At 39.7% G+C, this 16,441-nt stretch carries 18 protein-coding genes and 1 pseudogene; 5 read left to right on the forward strand and 14 right to left on the reverse strand.

Annotation, left to right across the window (positions count from 1 at the left end; translation table 11 throughout):
* From OCK74_RS21965 to OCK74_RS21975, 3 genes are all read right to left on the reverse strand, one after another.
* Positions 1-875 (reverse strand): AI-2E family transporter (locus tag OCK74_RS21965; RefSeq protein WP_279299243.1); only part of this gene is annotated, 875 nt, incomplete at its 3' end.
* An 83-nt stretch (positions 876-958) separates the two neighbouring features.
* Positions 959-1,228: a hypothetical protein gene (locus tag OCK74_RS21970; RefSeq protein ID WP_279299244.1), complete on the reverse strand. Its 270-nt coding sequence runs from the start codon at positions 1,226-1,228 to the stop codon at positions 959-961.
* Between the two features lie 75 nt (positions 1,229-1,303).
* On the reverse strand, positions 1,304-1,777 hold the full coding sequence (locus OCK74_RS21975; protein ID WP_279299245.1) for a hypothetical protein: 474 nt from the start codon (positions 1,775-1,777) through the stop codon (positions 1,304-1,306).
* Positions 1,778-2,421: 644 nt separating this feature from the next.
* On the opposite strand from OCK74_RS21975, the gene OCK74_RS21980 reads away from it, so the two are divergent.
* Together OCK74_RS21980 and OCK74_RS28025 are read left to right on the forward strand one after the other, a co-directional pair.
* On the forward strand, positions 2,422-2,628 hold the full coding sequence (locus OCK74_RS21980; RefSeq protein ID WP_279299246.1) for a hypothetical protein: 207 nt from the start codon (positions 2,422-2,424) through the stop codon (positions 2,626-2,628).
* A 769-nt stretch (positions 2,629-3,397) separates the two neighbouring features.
* Positions 3,398-3,586 (forward strand): flavodoxin domain-containing protein, encoded by a 189-nt coding sequence (locus OCK74_RS28025; protein ID WP_423803174.1) that lies wholly within the window; start codon positions 3,398-3,400, stop codon positions 3,584-3,586.
* A 66-nt stretch (positions 3,587-3,652) separates the two neighbouring features.
* On the opposite strand, the gene OCK74_RS21985 is transcribed toward OCK74_RS28025, so the two are convergent.
* The 7 genes and pseudogenes from OCK74_RS21985 to OCK74_RS22015 form a co-directional block, all read right to left on the reverse strand.
* Entirely contained in the window at positions 3,653-4,255 is a 603-nt protein-coding gene (locus tag OCK74_RS21985; protein WP_279299247.1) for an isochorismatase family protein, read from the reverse strand.
* Between the two features lie 80 nt (positions 4,256-4,335).
* Positions 4,336-5,061: a hypothetical protein gene (locus OCK74_RS21990; protein WP_279299248.1), complete on the reverse strand. Its 726-nt coding sequence runs from the start codon at positions 5,059-5,061 to the stop codon at positions 4,336-4,338.
* Positions 5,062-5,276: 215 nt separating this feature from the next.
* Positions 5,277-6,176 (reverse strand): NmrA family NAD(P)-binding protein, encoded by a 900-nt coding sequence (locus tag OCK74_RS21995; protein WP_279299249.1) that lies wholly within the window; start codon positions 6,174-6,176, stop codon positions 5,277-5,279.
* 29 nt (positions 6,177-6,205) lie between these two features.
* The gene (locus tag OCK74_RS22000; protein WP_279299250.1) at positions 6,206-6,928 is read right to left on the reverse strand and encodes an SDR family oxidoreductase; all 723 of its coding nucleotides are present in this window, start codon (positions 6,926-6,928) and stop codon (positions 6,206-6,208) included.
* A gap of 144 nt (positions 6,929-7,072) precedes the next feature.
* Positions 7,073-7,811: pseudogene (locus OCK74_RS22005) on the reverse strand (SDR family NAD(P)-dependent oxidoreductase).
* A 46-nt stretch (positions 7,812-7,857) separates the two neighbouring features.
* Positions 7,858-8,955 (reverse strand): alkene reductase, encoded by a 1,098-nt coding sequence (locus OCK74_RS22010; protein WP_279299251.1) that lies wholly within the window; start codon positions 8,953-8,955, stop codon positions 7,858-7,860.
* A 51-nt stretch (positions 8,956-9,006) separates the two neighbouring features.
* Complete coding sequence (locus tag OCK74_RS22015; RefSeq protein ID WP_279299252.1) at positions 9,007-9,744, reverse strand: pirin family protein; 738 nt, start codon at positions 9,742-9,744, stop codon at positions 9,007-9,009.
* A gap of 134 nt (positions 9,745-9,878) precedes the next feature.
* On the opposite strand from OCK74_RS22015, the gene OCK74_RS22020 reads away from it, so the two are divergent.
* Entirely contained in the window at positions 9,879-10,253 is a 375-nt protein-coding gene (locus OCK74_RS22020) for a winged helix-turn-helix transcriptional regulator (RefSeq protein WP_279299253.1), read from the forward strand.
* Positions 10,254-10,560: 307 nt separating this feature from the next.
* Here the strand turns inward: OCK74_RS22020 and OCK74_RS22025 are convergent, their stop codons facing one another.
* From OCK74_RS22025 to OCK74_RS22040, 4 genes are all read right to left on the reverse strand, one after another.
* Positions 10,561-10,749, reverse strand: coding sequence for a hypothetical protein (locus OCK74_RS22025; RefSeq protein ID WP_279299254.1), 189 nt, complete (start codon positions 10,747-10,749; stop codon positions 10,561-10,563).
* A gap of 22 nt (positions 10,750-10,771) precedes the next feature.
* Positions 10,772-11,683, reverse strand: a complete 912-nt coding sequence (locus OCK74_RS22030) for a DsbA family protein (RefSeq protein ID WP_279299255.1) — start codon at positions 11,681-11,683, stop codon at positions 10,772-10,774.
* Between the two features lie 56 nt (positions 11,684-11,739).
* Positions 11,740-12,138, reverse strand: coding sequence for an isochorismatase family protein (locus OCK74_RS22035; protein ID WP_279299256.1), 399 nt, complete (start codon positions 12,136-12,138; stop codon positions 11,740-11,742).
* Positions 12,139-12,414: 276 nt separating this feature from the next.
* Entirely contained in the window at positions 12,415-12,840 is a 426-nt protein-coding gene (locus tag OCK74_RS22040) for a DoxX family protein (protein WP_279299257.1), read from the reverse strand.
* Positions 12,841-13,013: 173 nt separating this feature from the next.
* On the opposite strand from OCK74_RS22040, the gene OCK74_RS22045 reads away from it, so the two are divergent.
* Together OCK74_RS22045 and OCK74_RS22050 are read left to right on the forward strand one after the other, a co-directional pair.
* Entirely contained in the window at positions 13,014-13,346 is a 333-nt protein-coding gene (locus tag OCK74_RS22045) for a winged helix-turn-helix transcriptional regulator (protein ID WP_279299258.1), read from the forward strand.
* A 1,063-nt stretch (positions 13,347-14,409) separates the two neighbouring features.
* Positions 14,410-16,275 carry a BamA/TamA family outer membrane protein gene (locus tag OCK74_RS22050; protein WP_279299259.1) on the forward strand — a complete coding sequence of 622 codons (1,866 nt, stop codon included), beginning with the start codon at positions 14,410-14,412 and terminating at the stop codon, positions 16,273-16,275.
* Positions 16,276-16,441: the final 166 nt, after the last annotated feature.

Below are 16,441 nucleotides of genomic sequence, written 5' to 3' on the forward strand. Positions count from 1 at the left end.
GAGGAAACGATCCTGGGAACTAATATATTGTTATCAATAAATTGAATGAACCAATAAACAGCAATGATAATGATTTGCGTAGAAAAACCTGTGGTATTTATGGTCGCCGCTACTATAGATAAAAGCAAAGCGATCAACCCACCTATGTAAGGCAGTAAATTTAAAATGCCTCCAATTACCCCAACCACTATGGCAAAAGGTACTCCGATAATTAATAAGGCTATGCTGTAGAGCACACAAATGATGGCTGTCTCCATCAACAGGCCGATCATGTAGCTTTGTATAGCCGTTTTGGTTTGGGTCAATACCTCTGCCACTCGAAGTGAATTTTGTTCCAGGAACACCTGGAACAAAAAGTTAAGGATCAATGGTTTGTAAAATAAAAGCAGGAACACATAAATGGGGATCAGGACAATAATGCCAACAGTACCTGCTATCGTGCCTAACGTGTTTGTTAAGAGGTGCTGGCTGTTGTTGATAGCACTTTTAAGCACCTGCACCTGGCTGTCTATAGATAATCCAAAATGTAGTAGCATCCATTGCTGCAAATCGGTCAGTAAAATGGCAAACTTTTGTTTAAGCAACGGAATACTCTTTGTGAATAAATATATCTGCGTAGAAAGAAAATAAAAGACACCGCTGATGACAATTACAGCCACCAGCATAGAGACTATTATGGCTAATACCCTGGGTAGTTTGTGCTGCAGGCGATTGTTTAAAGGGTTAAGCAAAATGGCAGCCAATGCTGCAAGGGCCAATGGTATGATGATGTCAGCTAAAACATCCAATATATAAAAAAACAACACTAATCCAAATAAGACGAGCGTTGCTTTAATATAAAATGGATGAGCTTTAGACCCGCTCTTCGGTTCCATACAGGCAAGCTTTATCCAAAGTTCTTTTTTAATTTAATAATTCGCCGATGTTTCTTTTTTTGCTTATACCTCACATTACAGATTCAATATTCATCGAAATAAAATTGCATATAGACTTCATCTTGCAACCTTGTAGCTTCTATTATGCCTTTACCTGTTATGCTATAAGTAGTTGGCGTCACACCCGACAGAATAACCAAATATCCACTCTCCGTCAGTTCGTCTAATAAAAACTGTAAGTATTCTTTATTAGCCACAATACCCATATTCTCCTCTTTACTTATATCCTGAAAAAGGAGTGTTTCATGCTTCAGCATAGTATTCAGTACTGTTGCACGGTTAAGAAATGACATAGAGTTATTATTATTTAGATATGAACAAAATAAAGACTCTGACAAATAGCAGAGTCTTTACAAATGGATCCAGGTTTATTGCTGTGTTAGTTGAACATTGATGGCATCGCGCATCGCTTGTAATTGCTCCAACCTAGCTTGCTTTTTGGCTAACTCCCCTTTTAGAGAGGCTATTTTGTCGTCCTGGTTGCCTATATCATTATTGGCCGACCTAGCATCTTTTGCTTCATGAAAGGCTTTTTTAGATGAGCGCTTTGCTTTTCTTGCTTCCTTTACGCCGCCCTTTGTTGCTTTATCTGCCTGCACACTGCTGGTAACGGCTGCATCCTGGGCATTTGCATCTGCCGTGCTGGCTTTGTCTTTGTAGCCAGGCAGGTTGTTTTGTGTTATTGTTAACTTAGCTGTAAGGCTTGCAATATCATTGCTCACCTCTGTAAACTCTTTATTTAGTTTAGTGGTGTCTTCTGCCGATTTATACATTTGGGCAGAAGCAGTAAATGTTGTTGTTATTAACATTAAAAAACAGACCATATAAATTTTATTTTTCATAATTTTTCTTTTTAAAGAATTGAATAATTGTCAACTACAAATCATATTGATTGGAGCACGGATTAGAAGCTGAAGTAAACTTTTGATTGCGACATTCAGAGAAAGCTGCTGCACAAATTGAAATCAATGAAGTTTAAGTAGGAATAGTTGCCAGGAGCTTTGGGAGAATACATGTAAGGTACGCTATTAATCTAATACGAGCAGATATATTATTGCTTGTATTCCTCATATTCCTCATAAAAGTAGGTGACTGAATGATAGAATTGTGAAACAAACAAAAAGGTATTTTATAGAAAGAGACACTTGCACGATTAACTCATTACAAACAAGATTTTCCCAGCTATCTGAATCATTTTGCAGTAAGCCCTGGATAGAATAACACACAGGAGCTTGGCCGCCTTTCTGGCGAGCCATGTAGCCGTCCTTGGATTTGTAAAAAGTACTATCACCAATAGTCTCTTGCAGTTTGATGCTACCCATTTGTTTAGTCATAGGATAAAGTTTTTAATGATCATATTGAGCATGGAGGAGGCAATTACAAGTCCAACAAGAAATGATGAATAATGATTAATTTTAAGTTCCTCACCACAAGATTATTGTACCATATTAGAAACCCAAAGTAGCGGTACCGCTATTGCAGCATTATGCATGAAAATGTACCAATTCGCATAGTCATCTATGCGAAAGACATCAGCAATATAACTGGTAGGAAGGAGCGCACTGCCCGCAAGATCATTGCCCAGATCCGCCGCAAATACAATAAAAAGCCCGGCGACCTCGTCACCATCTACGAATTCTGCGAGCACACCGGCCTGAGTGAAGTAAGGGTCCGCCAGTTTCTTACCCGGTAAAAGCCAGGATAGAGTAGGAGTGAAGCATAGATACAGCTAGGATAGAGTATGGATAGTGTATGAAATGGTGTAGATCATCCAGCAAGATATCCAGATACAGATGCTCATAGCAGGAGCCATTCCTTCTTTAGGAACACTTTGGGGATATCCATTATAGGTAAATTAATCAAGCCTGTCTGGCCTGTAATGATTCAGCATCAAATAATTGTGAATCGATTAATTGATGCTTTTTTTGAGTTAGTCATTTAGTTGGCGATAATTAACATTTTTAAGATCTATTTACAATCAACTTTCCTGGTAAACAGTTAATATTCCTTAATCATATTACTGAAGTGTAACGAAAAGTAATTGACAATACTTCACTTGAATTTGGATGATTTTGTTTAAAAATTAGCAGTATTGAAAATCAAGCTGTTTGTTCAAAAAAACCTACGATGTAACGTAGGTTATCTCGCTCTATTTATAGAGGGAAAAAGAAGACATGGTTCGCTACAAAGAAAGACACCCAATGTTTTTACGATCATTATTTTAATCCTAACCCTTTTGAAAACTAAAAAATATCTCAATTACCTTTACAAAACTGTCCAATTGATAAGGGGTCGATACAAGACTACTGCCATACTGGAAGCTTAAGCCTTAGTTTTGCACTAGTTGAATTGTTTTTAACAGGCAATAGTTACTGCAATCTTAGTGTACGCAACACTGATGAAAAGGTAAATAGTAATTTTTAGTTAGAATTATATAAGGAATGGATATAAGAACTTTAATCATGTATTCTTCAATTGATGGGCAAACCCAAAAAATATGTCAGAGGCTTAAAGATATATTGGTTGACGCCCATCATTCTGTTGATTTAGTAACCATAGATAATCAGGTAAATGATATTTCCCTATATGACAAAGTTGTCCTTGCTTCTAGTATAAGATACGGTAAGCATAATTGGAAGATTGGTGGCTGAATTATAATTATTTTTATGGGAGCCGAACAATGAGGTAATCCTTGTCCGGCTCTCATCATTATATTATTAAGAAAACTGACCTACTTTTGACATTACTTCTTCAAAAAGAATTGGCAACACCTTCTGACCATCCTCTGTGGCCCAGTTGTGTACCAGTTCTGAAATCAATTGATTGATGCTCGTAGTCCGAACGCCCTGGCTTTCCCAAGTTTGTTTGGCTATATCATCAGCAATTTGGCTTGGTGAGCCTCCCGCGTCAATGACCACCTGAACATCAAACCCTTCTGCCTGCATTGAGATAGATGGCCAAACGATACATACGTCATTGGTAAGCCCTGCCATGATAACATTTTTCCTTCCGTTAGCTGCCTTCAATACTGCTTCTTTGTATGCTTCGTCATCCCAGGCATTAGTAATCCCTGCTCTTTTTACACGGATTGCGTATTCTTCGGGAAGAATCTCTTGTAAGTCAGGAATTAGCGGGCCCTGAGCATGATCTTCCTGGCTGCTCGTAAGAACCACCGGAATGTCAAGTGCCTTTGCCAATTTTGCCAACGCTCTTGTTCTGCTCACTATCATTTCGTGAGGTCTGTTAGCACAAAAGTTAAGTGTACCAACCTGGTGGTCTACCAACAACATCATTGTGTCGTCTTTTTTAAACTGTTTCATTTTTATTTAATTTATAGATTATTGAACTTATTTAAGTTTCGTCTTTTTTATAAGTTGTTCTTGGAAAGGCCTTTTCTGATTTAGAATAGTAAAACACTCAAAAACCCGCCAAAGCTGTTTTCGTTGTGTTTCATAGGCCCGTAGTAATCAATATTAGTTCCCACTCCAAATGTGAACTCTTTATAGGTGACACCTGCCCGTGCCACCACATAACTTCTTGAGTGTTTGTCAATTGACATAGTGTGGGCATATAAACCTTGCAAGCGTGAATAAAAACGCCATTTTTCATTAATTGTCGGTTTGTATTCGACTAAAGCAAGCCCCTCTACATTGGCATCTTTGGATATATCTATCCTTGGATAAAATATCAACAACCAATCGGGATTGGCAAAAGAATAAATCAATCCCGCTGTCGGCCTGATACCTGTCGCCGAAGAAAGGTGGAAACCGCCATTAAGCCTTAACCGGTTTACCAAATCATAGGTAATGCTGGCCTGCGTCATATAATCATCAACGGTATAAGTACCCCATTCTCCTACCAGGTTCGTTACACTGAAAAAACCTAATCGTGGAACGCTCTGGAATTTTTTGTCCGTTAGCATCTGAAAAGTCATTCCTCTGTTGCTCAACAACACTTCAACATTAACAGGAGGATTATGCATGGAATTTGATCCTGATTGTTGTGAGAAACTGTGAATACTGTTGAGAGTGATTAACCATGTAAGCGTAAAACGGAGAAAGTGTGTAAATGCTTTGCCCATCTGTTCAGTTGTACCTTTTGTTTTATAGGGATATGTCATTTTCATTTTATATATCTTATGAAGCCGGTGATAACCATTTCGGTAATTCGGGGAAACGCAAAGCTGACGCAATCCAGATCAGAATTTTAATAATAAGAACCGTACTTATAGGTTGACCTGTAATAAAGTGTACCGGAGCAAATTCGAGTGAGTAAAGAAATGGTAATAAAGGAAATTTCGGATTTGTTTTTTCTTAAATTTAAATTACAGATTGATTATCATCATTCGGTAATAACTGTTTGCCTTAAATAATCAGTAACTCCGATTGGGTTCACATTAGGATACCGTTCATTCATTGGAGCCTCAAGCCTTCCTTTTCCGTTTAACATTGCACGCCAATACATTAGTGGTAACCACGCAAAAATATTTTTAGGATGAGTCTGCATACGCTGGCTGATTTCTGTGTTCAGGTCCTCTAGCGTTCCCATTTTTCGGATAGTGATTGCACTACCTAATCCAGCTTCACTACTCTTCACCAGTTCGTGAAAGTTTAACGAATCACCCGCAAAAAAGAGCTTGTCTGGTAGGGAATCGTCATCAAGTGCTGCCTCAGCTATATAAGCAGCTGTATCAGCATATGTAGTAACCTCCATTTTTTCATTACCATTACCCCACAAATAGGCTTCTCCTTTCTCTAAATTGAAAGCACCTAAAAAACCAAAAAGAACGTCTTTATCAAGGAATGCGCCGTTTAATATGTGTACGATCTCTACATTACCTTTACGATCTTCTGCCTGAAGTGCAAATGAACGCCTCCAATCGGAATTAATGTTTGCACCTTCCTCCAAATTGAAAAAGTTGAAGCTGTAATCTGATGGTATAAATCTTTTGACTCCAGCTTCCTTCGCTGCTTGGAGCCATCGTAATTGATCATTAATAATCGTTTCTGGTCCGCCCTGTACTGCTGAAATTACAGAGTATACGTTGTTGAAAGCATTAGCTTCATTTTCTGTTATCTCTGAAGCTTCAATAATGTCTTCGGCTAATTTTTTACGGCTGCCCGGACGTAGTAGTAACCGAAGGTTTACCCCCTTTTTTATTAATTCTCTTGCGATCATGCCTCCCAATTTGCCGGAACTGCCAATAAGCAGAACAGCTTTATTTTGATTTTGTTTTTTCATTTCTTTTATTGTTTGCGTTATTTTAAGATTTAGAGTTTGAACCATGGAAGTTTAACTCTATAAAAGGTTTGAGCTAGTTTTTCAGGCTCTTCTACTTCACCAAAGTGGAGCTTGGCAATGTAATCTCCAATTTCTTCCGGTGTAATCATACTGGGCCCACCAACTCTGCCTTGTTGTCTTGTTTGAATTCCTGCAATGATCAATTGAAATGCTTTTGCTCCGGTTTCCCTTAATTCAGTATTAAGAAATTCAGTCATTTTATATTGCATCCAACCAGCAATTGTGACGAGTTCGGCTCCTGGCATAGCTACAAGACCTCCCGGTCCGTTTATGGAAATGTAGGTTCCGAATCCTTGCTTTTTTAATATTGGTGAAATGGCTCTTGCAAAGTAAAAATGAGGATGAACATTTTCATTCATTACCTGGTTATAATCCTTTCCGTCAACTTCAGATAGCCTCTTTCCTTGCCACCAACTTCCTAAAGACGCAACTGCAATATCAATTACGGCATGCTGATTTTCTAAGGTTTGTTTCAATTGAACAGCTGTTTCAAAAGAACTCAAATCGGCTTTTATTGGAATAAGTTTTTGATCCAATTCTAATCCAATGTATTCCTTTAAAGATATCAGCTTATCCTCATTTCGATAAGGAACAAAAACTGTTGCTCCATGATTGATGAGTTGTTTTACTATTCCAATACCAATATTGCCGGACCCACCGGCAACAATGGCAGATTTGTTTTTTAAATCCATGTTTTTATATTTTATTTCAATCGTCTTTTGATTTATTTGGAGAATGAAATAGTAAAAGCAAGAGAAAAAAAGCTGTTAGGAATGTAGTAAATCAAGCCACATAATCATTTTATTTTTAAAGATAATTATGTGGATATTCTTCTTTTAGAATGCTGAGTCTCCAAGATCTGCCGAGATAATACTGCCTGTTATCGATTGAGCCAGATCGGTACACAGCAGTGCGATGACTCTGGCAATTTCATCAGGATAAGCAGTGCGACCCAAGGGCAGCTTGCTTCCATAAACCTTGTGAGAGTCAAAACCACCAAATGCCTTATCAAGATCAACTTTTTGTACATCCATTCCCGGGGTTTCTGTCATAGTGGGACTTACACCAACAACCCTGATTTCATTTGGGCCAAACTCAACGGCAAGTGCCCTGGTCAATGCCTCAATTCCTCCCTTTGATGCGATATAATGTGGAAGTCCTGGTACTGTTTTCCAGGCCGTTGTGGAATGGATATTGATTACAACACCCCTTCTTTTTCCTTCAATCATTTTTTTAATACCTGCGCGGGCGCCTAGGAAAGATCCCAGCAATATTGCACCAGATATCAAGATGTCCGGTCTCTTTCACTGCGAACTCCGCAACATCGTTGATGCTTTGTTCGTCAGGCAATCTCACTTGGGCTGCTGAGGCTGCGTAACCTTTTTTTCTGAAAACTTCGGCTTCCTTTTGAGCTGAGTCTATGTCCATGTCGGCTAATATAACATGAGCTCCAAGTTCAGCGATTCTTTTTGCTGTTGCTAATCCTATTCCCTTTGCACCGCCGGTAATAACAGCTGTTTTTCCTTGAAGAGAAAACAACTCATTTAATGTTTTATCTGAAAGATTTGTAAGCATGATCTACTTATTGTAGTCTGTAAAATTTCAATATCCTTTTAAAACGTCAGGCTCCTGCGTATTGTTTGTGATCCAGAAAGGGATAATCTGTATATCCTTTTTCTTTCCCTCCATACATTGTTGCCCTATCTGCCGCATTTAGCTCTGCATTCAATTGAAAACGCTTTGGTAAGTCAGGATTGGCTAAAAACAAGGCACCATATGAAATGATTTTTGCAATTCCTTTTTCAAGTTCTTCCTCTCCTGTTTCAGCATTATATCCACCGTTGGCGATGATTGTATGTCGGGTAAGTTTGCCAAAAGTTTCTAATACATTTTTAGGGTAATGAGGTAATTTATCCAATGGAAAAAGTGCGTTCATTAAATGGATATAAGCCAGAGGCATTTTATCCAATCCGTTCATTAATTCAGTGAACTGCGCTGTAGGTTCATTATGAATAATGCTGTTGTAAGGGATAGTAGGAGATAGCTTAATTCCTACCTTGTCGCTGCCAATTGCCAGCACCATTTGCTCCATTACTTCCAATACAAACCGATTACGGTTTTCAATACTTCCTCCATATTCATCTGTTCTTTGGTTTGCGCTATCTGCTAAAAACTGGTTCGGCAGGTAGCCAAAGGCCGCATGAAGTTCAACACCGTCAAAACCTGCTTCCATAGCGTTGATGGCAGCCTGTTTGTAGTCTTGAACAATTTGTTTTACTTCTTTAGTACTTAAGGCTCTCGGCGTTTCATAATCTTTCATTCCGTCGCCGGTGAAATGCTGCTGCCCCTCAATAGCTATTGCAGAAGGCGCTACAGGAAGTTCACCATTTTTAAGTATCGAGTGGCCTACCCGACCTGTATGCCAAAGTTGGGCATATATAACACTACCATTGTCATGAACGGCTTTAGTAACCTTTTTCCAGGCATCAATTTGTTCCTGTGTGTATAAACCCGGTGTGTAAGGGCTGCCAAGAGCTTGGTTGGAAATATTTATACCCTCGGAAATGATTAATCCTGCACTAGCTCTTTGCGAGTAGTATAAAACAGTAACATCTGTTACCTCGCCTTTACTATTGGCACGGCTCCTTGTCATAGGTGCCATGGCCATTTTGTTTTTAAGCTTTAATTTTCCTAATGTTGTCTCACTTAAAATTTTCATTCTTTTTAATTTTGAATATTATATAATGAGGCCTGAGCGCCTCTTTTTTATTTATAACTGATTACCACTATACATTCCTCCATCAAATTTTTCAGCACTTTCGTCCGTTACGAATAAAACCAGTTCAGCTTCCTTATCTAGGGTTCCAATCATAACGTCCTCATTTTTGATGATAAGGCTTTCCTTTTTATTCAATTCTATCTCTTCATTTATTTTTACGTTTCCTTTAAACACGTATAACAAACAGGTAAGGTTATTTTTCGGAAGTTTGGGAAGCTGGATCCTTGAATTTATTAGAAGCTTTATATCATATAGCCACGTTTGGCTACTGAACTGAAACTTAGTCTCGGCGTCAGGGGAGGCAAGTAACCGCCAATTATTTTCACTGTGCATGCTGTCCAGATCATGAAAGATTACTTCTGGCTGTAAGTCTTTTTTGCCCGGTCTAATGAAAATTTGCAGTCCTTCCAACGGCTCACCCTCACCAATGATTTTTTCTTCATGAAAAAATGACCTCCCCGCTTTCATGAGCATCAACGTATTTCTTCCTATCGTCTTTACAAAACCTTCAGAGTCGCTGTGCTCTGCTTTTCCTGTTCTGAAATAAGAAAGTATTTCATCATTGATATGCGGATGCATGGCGATGACCGTATTCCCATGAATCTCGGGATGATCGATCCTGCCGATACTTCCAATGCCTGTATCTGTCTTGGAAATAGCACGACCGGGATACAATATTTTTATTGGCCCGTTGCCGAGAAACATTGTGTTATTTATTTTCTGTAGCATGGTTGTATTTTTAGTAAAACCGCAAATAAGAAACAACCGTTTCTATTTATTTTTTTTGTATTAGCAAACTTAGACCAAAATGATATACTTTTGTTACCTGTTACATAAAGGATACTGGTTACAAAAAGAATACTATGGCAAAAAAACATACTTGCATAACTGGATTGGAAGATGAATGTGTTAAAGCAAGATTGACCATCCAGGATACCCTCGACGTTGTAGGTGGTAAATGGAAACTTATATTGATCTCCATATTAAGGGATGGCAAATTGAGGTTTCGGGAATTAGCTAGGGAGGCTGAAATCTCACCTCGAATATTATCCAAAGAATTGCAGGAGCTGGAAATGAATGGGCTTGTAAGCCGGACCGTCTGTAATACAAAGCCTGTGACCGTGGAGTATGCACTTACACCATATAGTGAAACGCTTTCTGAAGTAATTATTGCAATGCATAATTGGGGTAAGCAACATCGTGAAAAAGTTATTGAAAGGTCGAGAGCGGAATCTTAAATGAAAGATAAACAAAGGTCTCAGATCATACCGCGCTGCTTTCAGTATCGGATGATTTATTGATGCCGTTCGCTTGCCCTGAAATCTGTTTGTTTGTCTGCTCACGCTCAGATTAATTCTCCCTACTGTGCCTGGGATAGAAGCAAGTACCGGAACTTGGGTTATTAAATTTTCTCTACGGTCCTCTGCCATGTTAACGTGTATTTGCCAATGACTGCATCTTAGAATATGCTCCATTCAACTTTCTGTAATCTTTTAAGCAATTCCAAAAGGTAAATGTCTTTGATCAACATACCGCTCAAAAACTTTATAGCTGCACCAAACCCACAAAACCCAACCTGCAGCCAGGTTGAAGAGTGGCATGATCCACTCTTCCCAGTGGTCCTATTCCGTTGTCGTTTGGGTTTTGCAGTTTCAGTCCTGGAGCAATCATGCGAATAATGAACTTGCCCTGGTTGATGATGTTTCGTTCGTTAGGTTGACTAATGAAGATCATACCATTTTTAATGTTACACAATTTAGGCCTGGCAAACTCCTGTCCTGGAATCACATGCCATAACACTTACTTTGGGGCCAATGAAGTAGCCGTTGCCCGCTTCCCGCCTGGTAATCTGATCCTTTTCATCAAGGGAGATCAGGATGCTTTCCAATTCCTGGTCACTTAAATCAAAGGCTGTCTGAATCTCCACGGGAGCTACGGAACCAAATGTAGCGATGAAGGACAGTATAGCCCCTTCGTTCACCATAAAAAGTTGTTCCCTGATTGCGCCCTCACTGAGATGGCTGATGATGGCCTTAAAGCCTTCATAACGTTGATAGCCACGCACCATCATTTCCTTTTCACCATACCTGATCAGAAAGGAAGGAAAGCCATGAGCGCCGTACTTTGCTGTTGTGGCCAGGTCCTGCTCAAAAGCTATTTGCGCGCCCTCACTGGTAAAATCGTTCAGAAAGCGACTAGCGTCCAGCCCTATTTCGGATGCCAGTTCTACCAGCACTTCGGTGGTATTGGTTTGTTTAGCCTCTGCCGCCGATGCTTCCCTGATTCGACGCAGGAATTTATTGGCTAGCACTTCATCTTGCATCAGGGCTGCTTTGTAAGCAATGTTTTGCGGATAGGTAGAGGGATGTTCTTTGGAGAAGAGCCTGAATCCTTCACTTTTAACGGGCATGCCGTGACGCTCCGAAGCTTCTACCCAGTGCCTGGCAATATTGCTATTGGATCTTTCCGGATCGCCACCAATGTTGTTGAAGTGGTCGTAAAAAGCGGTGATATCCTTTACAAGCCCACCCATAATAAAACTGATCTTTATCTGGTTTCCGTAGCGGGTCTCCAGTTTGCGTAAAGCTGGTTCACTACCCCAGCACCAAGTGCACACCGGGTCGGTAAACTCTATAATTTCAACTAATTTGTTCTTTTTGTTTTGCATTTCCAGATTTTTTAAAGACTCCGATGGTCATTTATCGGAGGCTGTTGAGAGATGATTTAAACAAGGGCTTCAGTTTCTTTTGCAGCCAAAAATGAGCCGATCAAATTGCTGTAAAAGGGCAGGTGTTCACTCATGATGGCTCCCAGGTCTTGTCCAGTGGGATTACGCCAGTCACCTTGCAACTCTACACCAACAGCAACCCATGTGATCGGTATAATGACCGCTTGAACCATATGAGCCACTGCTACTTCCTGAACCAACTTGTACCAGGTACCGCTTGCATCAATCACAGCGTACACTTCATAGCCATCCAGGATAGCGGAGGGTGCTACAAAAGCTACACATATTTCGGTAGATACGCCAGCAATGATCAGCTTTTTACGTCCTGTAGCCCTTACCGCATCCACAAACTTTTGGTAATCCCAGGCATTGATCTCACCTGCGCAGTGGATCACTGGTGCTTCTGGGCGTGTTTTGTGATCACAGGCAGCACAGGACCATTTGGACTATTGGCTGCGCTTGTGGTAATCTTTGTAGGCAGATCAAAGGCTTTGGCCAGTTATGCCAGGGCTGTTATAGCTGTGAGGTACTAGGAACACTCTGATCCTGGATACCGTTAGAAAGTCCAGTTTGGTGATCGATGAAAAGTACGGCTACATTGTCGGCTGCTAAACGTGAAAAACTCATGATGATTATTTTTTAATGTTTTTAAATAATGAATGAAGATTAGCTCAGGCTTGCTTTGCAGATAAAAGGTGAAAGGATCGGTTGTCTCTTTGTAAACTCACCAACTCTTTATTATCCTGCAGCTTTCTGAGCAAAAAGTAAGAGGTAAGTAGCAGCGCCAGAACGGCTCCGATGAACACCCCTGAACTGTAGTCACCTTTAGCGGCATGAGACCAATAGGCACCTACCATGTCAATGGTGAAGCCTGCATAAGCCCATTCCTTCAGGCGGGGCAACTTCGGTACCAGCAGAACGATGAGTCCAATGATTTTTGCCACAGCTAAGATGTCCAGGAGATATTCTGGATAACCCAAGAAGTTGATCCCTTGAACGATTTGAGGATTTCTTGTGACATACATCACTACATTCATGGTGAATAGTGCACTCACTAAGAGTGTGGTTGTCCAATATGCTACTTTTACCTTTTTCATTGTTTTTTCTTTTGTTGCCGACTCGTGAGTGTTACAGAAGGCGCCATTCTTTTGATCACTTTCGGCGGTTGTTTGTTTGATGACACAAAGCTCACTATATTTGGTATACAAAGTATAGTAGTAGCCTCTGGTAGACTTGGTATACTTTAGTATAGTATCTAAATTGAAGTGAAATGGAAAAAGAAAAGTTTATCGAAATACAACCCGTTAAGGATGCCTTTGACATTATTGGTGGTAAATGGAAGTTTCCTGTGATCTACAGCCTGTGTTCAGGTAAGAAGCGGTTCAAGGAGTTGGAAAAAGACCTCAATGGGGTAACGCCAAAAGCACTGACAACTGTGTTGAAGGACTTGGAAATGAACGGTCTGGTGAAAAGAGAAGTATTCCCCACCGTACCACTTACCGTCGAATACTCGTTGACCGACTATGGCAAGGATCTGAAGCCTGTTCTATTGTCCTTACAGGAATGGGGCAAGAAGCACAGGAAAAGGATCATGGAGAAGTGAACCGATTATTTCTGAAAACCCATAATAGTTTGAGCAATGATAGTTGATAAATCCATTGCTGGCAGGTTAAGGCATGATTGTGGCAAAATAGTGTATGCAGTACTATAAATAACGCAAGAATAAATCAAAGTAAAAGTGCCGAAATATGTGCCGTTCAATTTCTCTTCTTCCATAATTGTTTACTAGTCTGTTATTGATCAAAATATAAAGGTCCATCAGGTCCCCAAACCAAATAGCAAGGATATTTCATTTAACCATATCCGTTAGTAAATTTTAAGATTGATTTGGCAGAACCTGATTATTGTTTAGCCAAAATAAGATTTGAATCAAAATGTTAACTTCTGTGTTTCTTATTTTGTAAATTTAAAGTGCAGTTCAGCTCTTCAAAATCCCATCAAAAACAATCAAAATTCGGTTACCAAAAATCACCAAAACATGAAAATTAACCAAAACACATCAATCCTGTTTTGGCTGTTCAAACTCAAACAGTCAGAAGACGGCAAAATCCCCATTTACTGCCAGGATGCTTTAGCTTGCAGGATTAAATGGTTGCCATGATGACTGTCAACTGCTTAATTGGAAGGCCGGCCGCCTTACCCTGCACCGTGTTGAAAGATCACCAGAAGAGCTCATCCTTGTTTTGGAAAGCCATTCCAAACATTGCCGCTGTCCTCTTGAAACAAGTTCAGCCACATTATCCTCAGCCACTACCAACGCATAATCATGGATCTGCCCTGCACGGAATCAAAGAATGTTCGTTCTGACAACTTTTAAAAAATAAAGTAACAAAGTCTTATATTTCCATTGCCTGAGGTCCCAATTTTGTATTGGTAAATAGTCTCATACCTAAAACTTATGAGATTATGAAGAAACATTATTAGATTCATATAAATTGTGTTGATCAGCTTTTGGCCAATAAACCCGGCGGCCTCGGTTTTGGGTTAACAGCAACATAGGATATTATCCGGTCAAATTATGTTGGAGTAAATGTAGAATCGGAGGACGAAAAGGGAAAATGTTTTAATTTTTTATTTGCTAAGAGCCAGCAGCAAGCGCTCTGAAAATGCTTGTAGGAAAAAATATTGTTCGCTTTTGTGTTATCTTTTGTTTAGCATTGCTTCCCTGTAGAAGTTTGTATCCTCAAAATAGCAATGCTAAGAGGGATGATAGCTTGCCCAAAAAACCTAATGCATTTTTACAATTTATCCGAAAAGCAATAACACGAAAAAGTGTTGATTCAACTATACAGCCAGGCATACTGATCAGTAAAAATGATGAGCCCTTTCTCTCTTATGAGGGTAAGGGTATCAGGCATATTCTTATCAGGGAATTTGGATTTGAAAAAACATTCGTAGACACGGCAAAAGAGATCAATTATTTCGGTAAAGACCTTGTAAAACACCTGCATAGGAACACAAAAGAATGGGTAATTCGAAACAATCTTTTCATTAAAGAAAAGACTGCGTTCAGGGCTAATGTTGTTGCAGATAATGAACGATATCTTCGTTCGCTGGAATACATACATGATGCACGCATCCTGGTAAATGAAATCGAAGACGAACCCGATTCTGTTGATTTGGTAGTTATCACCAAAGACTTCCTTAGCATTTATTTTCAGCTCAAAAGCGCTACCAGCAACCGGTTTAAATCAAAGATAGGTGATGCCAATATAGTGGGAACGGCACAAAAAGTTCAGTTTACAACATTGCTCGAAAAAGGACGTGACCCCCTTTTTGGGTATGAAATTTTGTACAGGAATAACAGTATTGCCAATACTTTTATTAATACAACCATCGGCTATTCAAAGATCAATAACAACCTCAACGACAGAATTTCAGATGAACATACCTGGCATGCAAGGATCGAAAGGCCATTGGTGTCCCAATACCTGCATGTTGCAGGCGGCATATTACTTGCCCATGGCCAAACTTTCAATAATTATTCCAGGCCTGATACCTTATTCTATAATTATGCTTATAATACTTTTGATGCATGGGTTGGATATAACCTTGGAGTGCGGAAATTCCTGTTCCTGAAATCTGTACTAAACCGGGAGTTTCTCAGTATCCGTTATTTCCAAAACAGGTTTTCAAGGGTTCCATACCAGGTAGGTGAAAAGTTCAATTTCCTATTTAATGACCGTGAAGCCATACTGGGCCAGTTCACTTTTTTCAGGCAAAATTTTTATAAAACCAATTATGTCTTTGGTTTTGGTATCACCGAGGACGTTCCTTATGGGTACAATATAGCTTTAACCGGCGGCTGGTACAAACAGTTGCACCTGGAAAGAGCCTATGCTGGAGCTGACGCCAACCTCTATGTAGTAACTGGCAGGGGAAATGTGATACAGTACTTTTTGCGGACAGGGACTTTTTTAAATAAAGGCAAAATCCAGGATGCAGTTGTCTTAATAGGCGCCAGTTCCTTCAGCCGTGTTTTCAGCTATAAAAATTTAAAAATACGCCAATACCTGAGATTGAGTTATTCGAAGCAATTTAACCGCATTGGCCTGGATCCGCTTGGCATTAATAATGTATTCGGACTTCCATACATCTCCCTGGATTCAGCAAGCGGAAACCAGCGTTCTAGTTTGCACACAGAAACAATATTTTTTTTAAGGCGCAAGGTGCTGGGTTTTAAATTTGCAACTTTTGCATCAGCCGACTTTGCACTTTTTACTCCTGAACATGAAAAAACTTCTAATTCAGGCTTTTATTCTGGTTTTGGTGGTGGTATGCGTACACGGAATGAGAATTTATTGTTCAATACAATAGAATTGCGTTTCATGTATTTCCCCCGCAAATCACAGCAACATAATACATTTAAACTCACACTTACTACCAATCTTCGTTTCAGATACAACAACAGCTATGTCAAAGCCCCGGATATTATACAGGTAAACAGCGATTATAATAACAATATTTACTGAGCAATCAGCTAAAAACTATTAAACGGCAGATGTATGGGCGGGCCAGCTTTGAACTCTTACGCAAGCGACTGCTGGATTCCAGCTAGTCTTCCACCAAAATTGAAGAAGAACCTAGTTGATTAGATTTTCCAGGCTACCCAAGGGTTTCACCACGAATTGTTTGCAT

It is taken from the genome of Paraflavisolibacter caeni, assembly GCF_025628885.1.
Lineage (GTDB): Bacteria > Bacteroidota > Bacteroidia > Chitinophagales > Chitinophagaceae > Flavisolibacter > Flavisolibacter caeni.